Below are 14,033 nucleotides of genomic sequence, written 5' to 3' on the forward strand. Positions count from 1 at the left end.
TTGGTTCGGGGTGTGTTGCTTGAGAACTCAACAGTGTGCTAGTGAACTAAGCCAGTAGAGCTTATATTTGAAACCCCTCGTCGGGGTTTCCTTTGAGAATGATTGAGAAAGTAGTCTCGATCGAACTTTACAGCATTGTTGGAGAGTTTGATCCTGGCTCAGGACGAACGCTGGCGGCGTGCTTAACACATGCAAGTCGAACGCTGAACCGGTTTCGGCCGGGGATGAGTGGCGAACGGGTGAGTAACACGTGGGTAATCTGCCCTGTACTCTGGGATAAGCCTGGGAAACTGGGTCTAATACCGGATATGACCACTGCAGGCATCTGTGGTGGTGGAAAGTTCCGGCGGTACAGGATGAACCCGCGGCCTATCAGCTTGTTGGTGGGGTAATGGCCTACCAAGGCGACGACGGGTAGCCGGCCTGAGAGGGTGACCGGCCACACTGGGACTGAGACACGGCCCAGACTCCTACGGGAGGCAGCAGTGGGGAATATTGCACAATGGGCGCAAGCCTGATGCAGCGACGCCGCGTGAGGGATGACGGCCTTCGGGTTGTAAACCTCTTTCGCCAGGGACGAAGCGCAAGTGACGGTACCTGGATAAGAAGCACCGGCTAACTACGTGCCAGCAGCCGCGGTAATACGTAGGGTGCGAGCGTTGTCCGGAATTATTGGGCGTAAAGAGCTCGTAGGCGGTTTGTCGCGTCGGCCGTGAAATCTCCACGCTTAACGTGGAGCGTGCGGTCGATACGGGCAGACTTGAGTTCGGCAGGGGAGACTGGAATTCCTGGTGTAGCGGTGAAATGCGCAGATATCAGGAGGAACACCGGTGGCGAAGGCGGGTCTCTGGGCCGATACTGACGCTGAGGAGCGAAAGCGTGGGGAGCGAACAGGATTAGATACCCTGGTAGTCCACGCTGTAAACGTTGGGCGCTAGGTGTGGGCGACATTCCACGTTGTCCGTGCCGTAGCTAACGCATTAAGCGCCCCGCCTGGGGAGTACGGCCGCAAGGCTAAAACTCAAAGGAATTGACGGGGGCCCGCACAAGCGGCGGAGCATGTGGATTAATTCGATGCAACGCGAAGAACCTTACCTGGGCTTGACATGCGCCAGACATCCTCAGAGATGGGGCTTCCCTTGTGGTTGGTGTACAGGTGGTGCATGGCTGTCGTCAGCTCGTGTCGTGAGATGTTGGGTTAAGTCCCGCAACGAGCGCAACCCTTATCCTACGTTGCCAGCGCGTCATGGCGGGGACTCGTGGGAGACTGCCGGGGTCAACTCGGAGGAAGGTGGGGATGACGTCAAGTCATCATGCCCCTTATGTCCAGGGCTTCACACATGCTACAATGGCTGGTACAGAGGGCTGCGATACCGCGAGGTGGAGCGAATCCCTTAAAGCCGGTCTCAGTTCGGATCGCAGTCTGCAACTCGACTGCGTGAAGTCGGAGTCGCTAGTAATCGCAGATCAGCAACGCTGCGGTGAATACGTTCCCGGGCCTTGTACACACCGCCCGTCACGTCATGAAAGTCGGTAACACCCGAAGCCCATGGCCCAACCCTTTTGGGAGGGAGTGGTCGAAGGTGGGACTGGCGATTGGGACGAAGTCGTAACAAGGTAGCCGTACCGGAAGGTGCGGCTGGATCACCTCCTTTCTAAGGAGCACAACACATCCGCCAGGCCGGGATACCCGGACCAACCTCGGCGGGGTGGCCGGAGTTTAAAACCCGCACGCGGTTTTGCTCTGGTTGCTCAAGGAATTGTGGAACTACTGGTTAAGGCTCATCGCGGTGGTTGAGACCGCCGGTTAGTACTGCGGCTTGCCGCGTGGAAGGCCGGTCGTCGATCCGGGTGGTGGGTTGTTTGCTGGCACGCTGTTGGGTCCTGAGGCAACACACGTTGTTTCTGGTGTGGTGTTTGAGAACTGTAGAGTGGATGCGAGCATCTTTGTGGTCAAGTTGTTAAGGGCACATGGTGGATGTCTTGGCTTCAGGAGCCGATGAAGGACGTGGGAGGCTGCGATATGCCTCGGGGAGCTGTCAACCGAGCTGTGATCCGAGGATTTCCGAATGGGGAAACCCAGCACCAGTGATGTGGTGTTACCCGCCGGTGAATATATAGCCGGTGTGGAGGGAACGCGGGGAAGTGAAACATCTCAGTACCCGCAGGAAGAGAAAACAAAAGTGATTCCGTGAGTAGTGGCGAGCGAAAGCGGAAGAGGCTAAACCGTTTGCATGTCAAGCTGTCAGGCGTTGTGCAGGCGGTGTTGTGGGACCCACCTTGGAGAGACTGACATTTCTCCGGATGTACGCGATGGTTAGCGGAACGCCTTGGGACGGGCGGCCGGAGCGGGTGAGAGCCCCGTACGCGAAAGCTGTCGTTGTAGGTCTTGGTGGTGTTCCCGAGTAGCAGCGAGCTCGTGGAATTTGCTGTGAATCTGCCGGGACCACCCGGTAAGCCTAAATACTTCCTGAAGACCGATAGCGGACGAGTACCGTGAGGGAAAGATGAAAAGTACCCCGGGAGGGGAGTGAAAGAGTACCTGAAACCGTGTGCCTACAAGCCGTCAGAGCCTTCGGGTGATGGCGTGCCTTTTGAAGAATGAGCCTGCGAGTTAGTGCTGCGTGGCGAGGTTAACCCGGGTGGGGTAGCCGTAGCGAAAGCGAGTCTGAATAGGGCGATATAGTCGCGTGGTCTAGACCCGAAGCGGAGTGATCTACCCATGGCCAGGGTGAAGCGACGGTAAGACGTCGTGGAGGCCCGAACCCACTTAGGTTGAAAACTGAGGGGATGAGCTGTGGGTAGGGGTGAAAGGCCAATCAAACTCCGTGATAGCTGGTTCTCCCCGAAATGCATTTAGGTGCAGCGTCGCGTGTTTCTTGCCGGGGGTAGAGCTACTGGATGGTCTAGGGGCCTTACCGGGTTACCGAAATCAACCAAACTCCGAATACCGGTTAGTGAGAGCGCGGCAGTGAGACGGCGGGGGATAAGCTTCGTCGTCGAGAGGGAAACAGCCCAGAACACCAGCTAAGGCCCCTAAGTGTGTGCTCAGTGGGAAAGGATGTGGGATTGCCCAGACAACCAGGAGGTTGGCTTAGAAGCAGCCACCCTTGAAAGAGTGCGTAATAGCTCACTGGTCAAGTGGTCCTGCGCCGACAATGTAGCGGGGCTTAAGCACACCGCCGAAGCTGTGTCATTCACACAATACATCCGCCGTTTCTTCGGATTCGGTGCAGTGGTGTGGATGGGTAGGGGAGCGTCCTGCATCCAGGGAAGCGGCCGCGGAAGCGAGTCGTGGAGGGTGCGGGAGTGAGAATGCAGGCATGAGTAGCGAATGCAGAGTGAGAAACTCTGCCGCCGGATGACCAAGGGTTCCTGGGCCAGGCTAATCCGCCCAGGGTAAGTCGGGACCTAAGGCGAGGCCGACAGGCGTAGTCGATGGACAACGGGTTGATATTCCCGTACCCGAGCATGTGCGCCCATGGCGAGGCGGTTGACACTAACCACCCGAAGCCGGCATGGAAGTCTTCGGACGGAAGTGCCGTGTGGAGCGTGGGACCTGATTCCGTAGTAGTCAAGCGATGGGGTGACGCAGGAAGGTAGCTCCGCCAGGCGATGGTTGTCCTGGTGTAAGCGTGTAGGCCGTCATGTAGGCAAATCCGCATGGCAACAGGCTGAGACGTGATGCGTAGCCGTTTGAGGCGAAGTGGGTGATCCTATGCTGTCGAGAAAAGCCTCTAGTGAGTGCATGCACGGCCCGTACCCCAAACCAACACAGGTGGTCAGGTAGAGAATACCAAGGCGATCGGGTGAACTGTGGTTAAGGAACTCGGCAAAATGCCCCCGTAACTTCGGGAGAAGGGGGGCCAAGCACCGTGAAGCTTCACGCAAGTGGAGCGGTGGTTGGCCGCAGAGACCAGCGGAAAGCGACTGTTTACTAAAAACACAGGTCCATGCGAAGTCGCAAGACGATGTATATGGACTGACGCCTGCCCGGTGCTGGAACGTTAAGAGGACCGGTTAGCGCTTCGGCGCGAAGCTGAGAATTTAAGCGCCAGTAAACGGCGGTGGTAACTATAACCATCCTAAGGTAGCGAAATTCCTTGTCGGGTAAGTTCCGACCTGCACGAATGGCGTAACGACTTTCCGGCTGTCTCGACCACAGGCCCGGCGAAATTGCATTACGAGTAAAGATGCTCGTTACGCGCGGCAGGACGGAAAGACCCCGGGACCTTTACTATAGTTTGGTATTGGTTTTCGGTTCGGCTTGTGTAGGATAGGTGGGAGACTGTGAAGCGCTCACGCTAGTGGGTGTGGAGTCGTTGTTGAAATACCACTCTGGTCGGATTGGGAATCTGAACCTCGGACCATGATCTGGTTCAGGGACAGTGCCTGATGGGTAGTTTAACTGGGGCGGTTGCCTCCTAAAGGGTAACGGAGGCGCCCAAAGGTTCCCTCAGCCTGGTTGGCAATCAGGTGTCGAGTGCAAGTGCACAAGGGAGCTTGACTGTGAGACAGACATGTCGAGCAGGGACGAAAGTCGGGACTAGTGATCCGGCACCTCCTGGTGGAAGGGGTGTCGCTCAACGGATAAAAGGTACCCCGGGGATAACAGGCTGATCTTGCCCAAGAGTCCATATCGACGGCATGGTTTGGCACCTCGATGTCGGCTCGTCGCATCCTGGGGCCGGAGTAGGTCCCAAGGGTTGGGCTGTTCGCCCATTAAAGCGGCACGCGAGCTGGGTTTAGAACGTCGTGAGACAGTTCGGTCCCTATCCGCCGCGCGCGCAGGATACTTGAGGAAGGCTGTCCCTAGTACGAGAGGACCGGGACGGACGGACCTCTGGTGTGCCAGTTGTCACGCCAGTGGCATGGCTGGTTGGCTATGTTCGGAAGGGATAACCGCTGAAGGCATCTAAGCGGGAAGCCTGTTCCAAGATGAGGTATCCCACCCCTATGTGGGTTAAGGCCCCCAAGAGACGATTGGGTTGATAGGCCAGAAATGGAAGCACAGTAATGTGTTGTCGAGTTGACTGGTACTAATAGGCCGAGGACTTGCCCACAAAGATCGCTCGCATCCACTCTACGGTTCTGAAACACCACACCGGCTGTCACGACTGTGACAGGGTGTGTGTTGTTTCGGAGTGTTTCGGTGGTTTTAGCGTCAGGGAAACGCCCGGTCCCATTCCGAACCCGGAAGCTAAGCCTGACTGCGCCGATGGTACTGCAACCGAAGGGTTGTGGGAGAGTAGGACACCGCCGAACTTACTTTGAGAAGTCTGGGCCCCGGTCGAGAACCCCCGCTGGTTCTCCCGGGGCCCAGACTCATGTTCGCGTCCGCTCGAGCAGGGCGCGGGCCGGCCCAGGTCCGCCCGCGCGAGGTTGCTCCGAACGGGCCCGTAGGATAGTCAATTGGCCCTCGTACCGGGGGCCGTCCTCAGAATTCCAGAGTTGTCTATGGCAGGAGGCCAGGTGTCCGAGTTCGGTCGACGAGACTCAGCGGATGAGGGGTCCGGTCGGTCGGCTCGCCGCGACCAGGACTCCCGCGGCGGCAGGTCCGACGCGCCCCGGGGAGACCGGCGCGGCGCGCGGCAGGATCGCGGCGGACGGGACAACGCCCACCAGGGCCGGCCCCGTCGGGACGACCGCGGCGCCCGCGGTTCCGGCGGCTTCGCCGGCCGCCCCGGCCACGGCGACGGTCCCCGCGAACAGCGCGGCGGATACGCCGGCAAACGCGACGACGACCGCGAGTTCCGCCCCCGCGGCAAGCGCGAGTTCGACCGTCCGCAGGGCAAGTCCTACGGTGACCGTTCCGGCGGCAAGTCCTCCTACGGCGACCGCTCCGAGGGACGCTCGTCCTACGGCAACCGTTCCGAAGGGCGTTCCGCGTACGGCGAACGCTCCGGCGGGCCCGGCAAGTCTTACGGCGACCGTTCGGGCCGTCCGGAAGGGAAATCCTCCTACGGCGACCGCGGGCGTCCGCAGGGCAAGTCGTCGTACGGCGAGCGGTCCGGCGGCCGCTGGAACGACGACCGGCGCGGTGGCGACGACCGCCGTGGCGGGTACTCGGGCGGCGACGACCGGCGCGGACCGGGCGGATACCGCGGCAAGGACTCCCAGAGCGGCGGTTTCCGCGACGATCGGCGCGGATCCGGCGGATTCCGTGACAACGACCGGCGCGGCGGTTACGGCGACCGCGACAACCGCGGCGGCAAGCCCGGCGATCGCGACGCGCGTGGCGGCTACCGGGGCGACCGGGGCAGCAAGCCCGGTGGATTCCGCGACGACCGGGGCAGCAAGCCTGGTGGTTTCCGCGACGACCGTGGCGGCAAGCCCGGCGGCTACCGGGATCGGGACGACCGCGGTCCGCGCGATGGCGGATTCCGTGGCGGGAACCGGAGTTCCGGTGGATTCCGCGACGATCGCTCCGGCGGGAACCGGGGAGAGCGGCGCGACGACCGCGGGTTCCGCAACGACCGCGACGACCGCCGGGACAACCGTTCGAGCGGCTTCCGCAGCGACCGGCGCGACGAGGGCGGCTACCGCGGCGGGGATCGCCGGGACGAGCGCTCCGGCGGGTTCCGCGACAACCGGCGGGACGACCGGCCGGGCGGATACCGCAATGACCGGCGCGACGAAGGCGGTCAGCGCGGGGAGCGGCGGGACGACCGTTCGGGCGGCTTCCGCAATGATCGTGACAACCGGTCCGGCGGGTACCGCAGCGACCGGCGTGACGAGGGCGGTTACCGGGGCGACCGGCGGGACGACCGCTCCGGTGGGTTCCGCCGTGACGACCGGTCCGGCGGGTATGGCGGCAAGCGGCCTGGCGGGGACCGGCGGGACGACCGTTCGGGCGGGTTCCGGCGCGATCGCGACGGCGACTCCGGCGGGTTCCGCAAGGACCAGCGCGACAGCGGTTTCCGGAAGGACCGTCAGGACGACGGCTTCCGGGGGCGGCGGGACGAGGTCGAGGAGACCCCGTCGGCCGCGGAATCCGCAGTCGTCGACGAGGTGACTGCGGGCGCTGACGTCGTGGCGGAGCGCGTCGAGAGTGCCGGGGCCACTGAGGGCCAGGAGCGACGCGACAGCAGCGAGGACCGGGGCGAGCGGCAGGACCGCCGGGAGCGCGACAGCCGCGACAGCCGCAACGACCGCGGCGGCCGGGACAGCCGGGACAATCGGGGAGACCGCGACAGCCGGGACCGGCGCGACCGCAGGGACGACCGTCCCCGCACCAAGCGCCCGGTGACCGTCGAGGAGCAGGACGCCGCTCTGGCGCGCGAGCTGCTCGAAGCGCCGGAACTGCCCGAGGACATCGAGTTCTCCGACCTCGACGAAGAGGTCCGCCGCGAGCTGCGGACCCTGCCGAAGGGGCTCGCGGAGACCGTCGGGAAGCACCTGGTCGCCGCCGGCGGTCTGGTCGACGAAGACCCGGAAGCCGCGCTCGAGCACGCCCGGTACGCGAAGACCAAGGCGTCGCGGGTGCCGATCGTGCGCGAAGGGCTCGGGCTGGTCGCCTACCACGCGGGCAACTGGCAGGAAGCGCTGTCCGAACTGCGCGCCGTCCGGCGGATGACGCGCAGCGACGAGCACATCGCGATCATCGCGGACGCCGAGCGCGCGCTGGGCCGTCCGGAGCGCGCGCTGGACCTCGCCAAGGAGACCGACAAGGAACGGCTCACCAAGGCGACCCAGGTCGAGCTGGCGATCGTCGCGGCGGGTGCGCGGCGCGACCTCGGGCAGCTGGACGCGGCGGTCGTGTCCCTGCAGGGGCCGGACCTCGCGGCGGCCAAGCGCGACCCGTGGAGCGCGCGCCTGTTCTACGCCTACGCCGACAATCTCGAGGCGGCCGGGCGCAAGGAAGAGGCCGTGCAGTGGTTCCTGAACGCCGCTGAGGCCGACGCCGAGGACGAGACCGACGCCGCCGAGCGCGCCGCGGATCTCGCGAACGCGTCGAACGAGGCGAACGAACCGGCCGAGGCAACCGAGCCGAACGAGTCAGGCGAGCCGACCGGGTCGGATGACTGACGTGGCCTACGACGCGCTGCTGTTCGATCTCGACGGCACCGTGTACCACGGGCCGCAGGTGATCGACGGGGCCGCGGAAACCGTGGCCGCCGTGCGCGAGCAGGGCACGGCGGTCCGGTTCGTGACCAACAACGCGTCCAAGGCCCCGTCCGCGGTCGCCGAGCACCTCCGGGACCTCGGCATCGCCGCGGACACCGAAGAGGTGCACACCAGCGCTCAGGCGGCAGCCGCGCTCCTGCGGGACCGGCTGCCCGCCGGAGCGAAGGTGCTCATCGTCGGCACGGCCTCGCTCGGCGACCAGATCACCGCGGCGGGGCTGGAGCCGGTACGGACCGCGGGCGACGACGTTTCCGCGGTGGTGCAAGGACATTCGCCGGAAACCGGATGGGCGGACCTCGCCGAGGCGAGCATCGTGATCCGCGCGGGCGGGCTGTGGGTCGCCACGAACACCGACAGCACGCTGCCCACCGAGCGCGGGCTGATGCCGGGCAACGGATCCATGGTCGGCGCGCTGAAGATCGCCACCGGCGCGGAACCGGTCGTCGCGGGAAAGCCGGAGCCGTTGCTGTTCGAAACGGCGGCACGGTCGGCGAAGGCGAAGCGTCCGCTGGTGGTCGGGGATCGGCTGGACACGGACATCGCGGGTGCGGTCGCGGCGGGTCTCGACTCGCTGTGCGTCCTCACCGGCATCGCGACTCCGGCGACGCTGCTCACCGCGATTCCGGCGGAACGGCCGACGCATCTGGGTGCGGATCTCACCGCGCTCGCGCAGCCAGCGGACGAATTGCGGATCGGGAAGCAAACAGGCTGGGAAATCAGCGAGAACGACGTGCTGACCGTTCGCGGCGAAGGGGACAAGCTCGACCTGCTGCGCGCGCTGTGCGATTCGGCGTGGCGGACCGGGGTGACGCAGGTGCGCGCGGAAGGCGACGCGGCCGCGGCGGCAGTGACCGGGCTCGGGCTCGCCTGACTGGTAGTTTGGGCCTGTGCACCCGAACGTTCCGCGGCCGGTTCCCGGACCCCCGCCGATCCCCGGACCCGGCCCGCAGCAGACTGACCCGCGGGCGGGCATCGACGAGGCCGTCGCCGGGCTCGACGACCTCGACACGCTGCCGCCCGCCGAGCACGTGGACCGCTTCGAGGCCGTGCACACCGAGCTGACCGTGGCCCTGTCCAGCATCGACAAGGTCTGACCGGCGTGGCCAAACGGGCCAGGCTCGACGCGGAACTCGTGCGGCGCGGACTCGCGCGCTCCCGCGAACAAGCCTCCGCGCTGATCGCCGGCGGCAAGGTCACCGTGCGCGGCATGGTCGCCACGAAACCCGCCACCGGCGTGGAAAACGACGCGCCGATCGTCGTGAAGGACGAGGACGACCCGGGCTGGGCGTCGCGCGGCGCGCACAAACTCCTTGGCGCGCTTGAGCGTTTCGGTCCTGAGGGGCTGACCGTCGAAGGCCGCCGTTGTCTCGACGCGGGCGCATCCACTGGCGGCTTCACGGATGTGTTGCTGCGGGGCGGCGCCGAGAAGGTCATCGCCGCGGACGTCGGGCGCGGGCTGCTCGATTGGAAGCTGCAGACCGACGATCGTGTCGTGGTTCTCGACCGCACGAACGTCCGCAATCTGACGCCGGATGTCCTTGGCGGCCAGGTCGATCTCGTCGTCGGCGACCTTTCCTTCATCTCGCTCAAACTCGTGCTGCCCGCGCTCGTCGCATGCGCCCGCGACGGCGCGGATCTCGTGCCGATGGTCAAGCCGCAGTTCGAGGTCGGCAAAGACCGGCTCGGCAGCGGGGGCGTGGTGCGCGATCCCGAGCTGCGTGTCGAATCCGTGCTGGGCGTGCTCGCCGAAGCCGCGAAGCTCGGCCTGTCGCTGCGCGGGGTCGTCGCGAGCCCGTTGCCCGGGCCCTCCGGGAACGTCGAATACTTCGTGTGGCTCCGCAAAACGGAGCCGGAAGACGCGGGCGGCGACGATGCCGAGCGGCTCGTTCGCGCCGCAGTCCAGGAAGGACCTCAGTGACCGCCGAACGTGAAGTGCTCCTCGTGGTGCACCCCGACCGGGACACCACCCGGGAGGCCGCCCGCGAGGTGTCCCAGCGATTCGCGAAGGCCGGGATCCGGCTGCGCGTGCTCGACGAGGACGTTCTCCAGTTGATCGACCCGGACGGCTGCATGGCCAAGCCGTGCACCGTGGTCGCGCCCGAGCACAATCCGGCCGAGGGAGCCGAGCTCGTGTTCGTGCTCGGCGGCGACGGAACCCTGCTGCGCGCGGCGGAACTCGCCCGTCCGGCCGAGGTCCCGGTGCTCGGCGTCAACCTCGGCCGCGTCGGCTTCCTCGCCGAGGCCGATTCGGATGCGCTCGCCGACGCCGTGCAGCGCGTGGTCGACCGCGAATACCACGTCGAGGACCGGATGACGGTCGACGTCACGGTCACCGCCGACGGCGCGGAGATCTACCGGACCTGGGCGCTCAACGAGGCCAGCGTCGAGAAGTTCAGCCGCGAGCGGGTGCTCGACGCGCTGATCGAGGTCGACGGCCGCCCGGTGTCGTCCTTCGGCTGCGACGGCGTGCTGTGCGCGACGCCGACCGGTTCCACCGCGTACGCCTTCTCCGCGGGCGGGCCGGTGCTGTGGCCGGACGTCGAGGCGCTGCTGGTGGTGCCGAGCAACGCGCACGCGATGTTCGCCCGGCCGCTGGTCGTGTCGCCCGAGTCGGTGATCACCGTCGGCATCGACCCGACCGGCCCGAAAGCCGTGCTGACCTGCGACGGGCTGCGGTCGTTCGACCTGCCGCCGGGCGCGCTGGTGCGCGTCGTGTGCGGCAGGCGGCCGGTGCGGCTGGTGCGGCTGTGGGACGGCGTGTTCACCGACCGGCTGGTGTACAAGTTCGGCCTGCCGGTGCGCAGCTGGCGCGACCGGCGCGGCGGGGAGCGTCCGGGCGGCTGATTCGCGACGCGCCCGCACAAGTGTTCGACCAGCGAAAAGAAGAGTTAGCGGACCTCGGACGCACAGAACGTCGGTGCGGGCCGCTACCGTATGCGTCGTGCTGGCCGAGATGCGCATCCAGGGCCTCGGAGTCATCGAGGAAGCCCTGCTGGAACTGCACGCGGGCTTCACCGTGGTCACCGGTGAGACGGGTGCGGGCAAAACCATGGTCGTCACCGGGCTGCATCTGCTTTCGGGCGGACGGGCCGAGGCGTCGAAGGTCCGGAACGGAATGCTGAAGGCATTCGTCGAGGGCCGGTTCACCGTGGGCAAGGACGACGCGGCCGCCCGCATCGTCACCGATTCGGGGGCCGACGTCGACGAGGACGGCAGCGTCATCGCGCTGCGCACGGTCGCGGCCGACGGGCGCTCGCGGGCGCACCTTGGCGGCCGGTCGGTGCCGGTCGGGGTGCTGGCCGAGCTGTCCGAGCAGGTGATCGCCGTGCACGGGCAGAACGACCAGCTGCGGCTGCTGCGCCCGGCCGAGCAGCGCGCGGTGATCGACCGGTTCGCCGGCGAGGACGTGGGCGGGCCGCTCGCGCGGTACCGCCAGGTCCGCGAGGAGTGGCTGGCCGTGCTCACCGAGCTGAGCGAGCGCTCCAATCGCTCCCGCGAGATGGCGCAGCAGGCGGACCTGCTGAAGCACGGGCTGAACGAGATCGACGCGGTCGCGCCTGAACCGGGCGAGGACGTCGAGCTGACCGAGCAGATCAAGCGTCTGGCCGCGGTCGACGAACTCCGCGCGATGGCCACCGAATCGCACGCGGCGGTGTCCGGCGCGCAGGACGGCGACCCGGACGCGCCGGGCGCGCTCGGCCTGGTCGGCGAGGCGGTGCGACGGCTGGTGTCGGCGGAGGATTCCGCGCTGCGCGACCTCGTGCCGCGGCTGGAGGAAGCCTCCACGCTGTTGAGCGACGTCGGCGCGGAGCTGGGCAGTTACGTCGAGAATCTGGACGCGGACCCGGCGCTGCTGGAGAAGGTGCTCGCCCGCCAGGCCGATCTCAAACGGCTCACCCGCAAGTACGCCGCGGATGTCGACGGGGTGCTGGCGTGGGCTGAGGACGCGCGTCGCCGGCTCGAATCGATGGACACCTCCGAAGAGGCGTTGGCGGCGCTGGCTTTGCGTCGCGACGAGCTGGCTGTGCAACTGGTCGCGCACGCCACGGAGGTTTCCGCCGCGCGCGGCAAGGCGGCGGCCGAACTCGCCACGGCGATCACCAAGGAACTGTCCGGTCTCGCGATGGGCCAGGCGGAGCTGGAGATCACCGTTGAACAGCGTCCGGCCGAGCACGGCGACCGGCAGGCCCTCGCGATCGACGGACACGCGGTGCACGCGGGTCCGGACGGTGTCGACGAAGTGGAACTGCTGCTGCGGGCGCACAACGGCGCGCCGCCGCTGCCGGTGCACAAGGCCGCCTCGGGCGGTGAGCTGTCGCGCGTGATGCTCGCGATCGAGGTGGTGCTGGCGCACGCGGACACCGTGCAAACGCTGGTGTTCGACGAGGTCGACGCCGGGGTCGGCGGCCGGGCCGCGGTGGAGATCGGCCGGCGGCTGGCGCGGCTCGCGCGCACGCACCAGGTTCTGGTGGTCACGCACCTTCCGCAGGTCGCCGCGTTCGCCGATCAGCATTTGGTGGTGGACAAGGGAACCAGCGGCGGCGTCACGCGCAGCGGTGTGAAGACGCTGGACCAGAGCGACCGGGTGCGCGAGCTGGCGCGGATGCTCGCGGGCATGGACGGCACCGAGACCGGCCGTGCGCACGCCGAGGAATTGCTTGCCACCGCGGAGAAAGACAAGGCGAAGAACACCGGCGCGAAGCGCAAGCGCGCGAAGAAGGGCTGAGGCGGATTCCATGACCTGGGCCACGCTGGCCGACGTCGAAGCCGAACTCGCCCGCGCGCGGCGGGAGGACGATCTCGACCGCTTCCTCGAACTCCTCGGCGACGAGGAGCTCTTCGTGCCGATACACCGGGACGAAGCGGAACGGCTCGCTCAGGAGCGGACCTGGTCGCCCGCGAAAGCCTGTTGCGCGCACGGCGGCGAACCGTCGCTGCAGGTCTTCACCCGCGGCGCGCTGCCGGATTTCGGTACGGACGTGGTGTTTCTCAGCGGGGATCTCGACTGGGCCACGCACGGTCTCGGCCGCGAAGAACAGGTCGTGTTCAACCGCGGCACGCTCGCCGAATGGCGGGTGGGCGCGGACGCCGTGCTGCCGTGGGTCGACGCGAACCCGCACCGGGTCACCGCGGTCGAGCAGCAGGTCGAACGGCTTTACACGGCGAGGTACGGGCTTCTCGACGGTCCGGTCGCGCACGCGCTCGCATGCGGCGCGCATCAGGCGGTGCTGTCGGCCGAACCGTGGAACGTCCTCGACGCGCGCTACCACGATTACGTCGCCGAAGTCCGCGGCCTGCGCGACTGGTGGGGCGTCGCGGACGCGGCGGGCTGGCGGGCCGCGATGGACCGGCTGCTCGGCGATTCCTACCAGCTCACCACCGGAAACCTGGTGCTCGTGCTGCGCGCCCGCAGCGGGCTGGCGCTGGACTTCTACGGCTGGGTCGAGCTCGTCCGGCAGTGGTGCGCCGACAACGACGCCGAGGACCAAGCCGAACCGCTCATCGACGCGGTGCGCCGGATCGTCCGGTACGAACAGCGGTTCCGCGCCGACGGCCTGCTCGCTCCGGACGGCGTGGTGGACAGCATCATCGGCTGGGACGTCGGCCGCGCGGTCGAGCTGGCGCGCTGGGGTTTGGCGGTCGGGTACTGCGATGCGCTCACGGCTGAACTGATGGTGCTGGAGGCAGGCGCGATCGCCCGCCGCTACCACGAATCGTGGGCGGAATTGGCCACCGGCTACGTGCTGGGCAGGCTGCTCGCGCTCGACGGCGAGGAATTCGGGCCGGAGTACGTTTCGGCCGCCCGGGTCCGCCACCGGCTGCTGAACGATCCCGCGAGTCCCTGGTCCAACCTCGATTTCGGAGCCGGCGGACCGCACAGTTAACCCCGGTTCCGCACCCCGCGC

General features: G+C 66.5%; 7 protein-coding genes and 3 rRNA genes. All 10 read left to right on the plus strand.

The window, feature by feature from the left end:
* Positions 1–135: 135 nt before the first annotated feature.
* The 10 genes from AB5I40_RS00005 (at position 136) to AB5I40_RS00050 (ending at position 14,012) form a co-directional block, all read left to right on the plus strand.
* Positions 136–1,655: ribosomal RNA gene (locus tag AB5I40_RS00005) — 16S ribosomal RNA — on the plus strand.
* A gap of 296 nt (positions 1,656–1,951) precedes the next feature.
* Positions 1,952–5,063, plus strand: a 23S ribosomal RNA gene (locus AB5I40_RS00010).
* Positions 5,064–5,148: 85 nt separating this feature from the next.
* Positions 5,149–5,265: ribosomal RNA gene (rrf, locus tag AB5I40_RS00015) — 5S ribosomal RNA — on the plus strand.
* The 16S, 23S and 5S rRNA genes sit together here, the layout of an rRNA operon.
* Before the next feature lie 207 nt (positions 5,266–5,472).
* Positions 5,473–8,028, plus strand: coding sequence for a hypothetical protein (locus tag AB5I40_RS00020; protein ID WP_370936325.1), 2,556 nt, complete (start codon positions 5,473–5,475; stop codon positions 8,026–8,028).
* Positions 8,021–8,998, plus strand: coding sequence for an HAD-IIA family hydrolase (locus AB5I40_RS00025; protein WP_370936326.1), 978 nt, complete (start codon positions 8,021–8,023; stop codon positions 8,996–8,998). The genes AB5I40_RS00020 and AB5I40_RS00025 overlap by 8 nt, the downstream gene beginning before the upstream one ends.
* Positions 8,999–9,014: 16 nt before the next feature.
* On the plus strand, positions 9,015–9,221 hold the full coding sequence (locus AB5I40_RS00030; protein ID WP_009079580.1) for a hypothetical protein: 207 nt from the start codon (positions 9,015–9,017) through the stop codon (positions 9,219–9,221).
* 5 nt (positions 9,222–9,226) lie between these two features.
* Positions 9,227–10,045: a TlyA family RNA methyltransferase gene (locus AB5I40_RS00035; protein ID WP_370936327.1), complete on the plus strand. Its 819-nt coding sequence runs from the start codon at positions 9,227–9,229 to the stop codon at positions 10,043–10,045.
* Complete coding sequence (locus AB5I40_RS00040) at positions 10,042–10,971, plus strand: NAD kinase (protein WP_370936328.1); 930 nt, start codon at positions 10,042–10,044, stop codon at positions 10,969–10,971. Before AB5I40_RS00035 ends, AB5I40_RS00040 begins: the two co-directional genes overlap by 4 nt.
* A 97-nt stretch (positions 10,972–11,068) precedes the next feature.
* Complete coding sequence (recN, locus tag AB5I40_RS00045; protein WP_370936329.1) at positions 11,069–12,853, plus strand: DNA repair protein RecN; 1,785 nt, start codon at positions 11,069–11,071, stop codon at positions 12,851–12,853.
* Between the two features lie 10 nt (positions 12,854–12,863).
* Complete coding sequence (locus tag AB5I40_RS00050; RefSeq protein WP_370936330.1) at positions 12,864–14,012, plus strand: DUF1266 domain-containing protein; 1,149 nt, start codon at positions 12,864–12,866, stop codon at positions 14,010–14,012.
* Positions 14,013–14,033 lie beyond the last annotated feature (21 nt).

Source organism: Amycolatopsis sp. cg13 (genome assembly GCF_041346965.1).
Lineage (GTDB): Bacteria > Actinomycetota > Actinomycetes > Mycobacteriales > Pseudonocardiaceae > Amycolatopsis.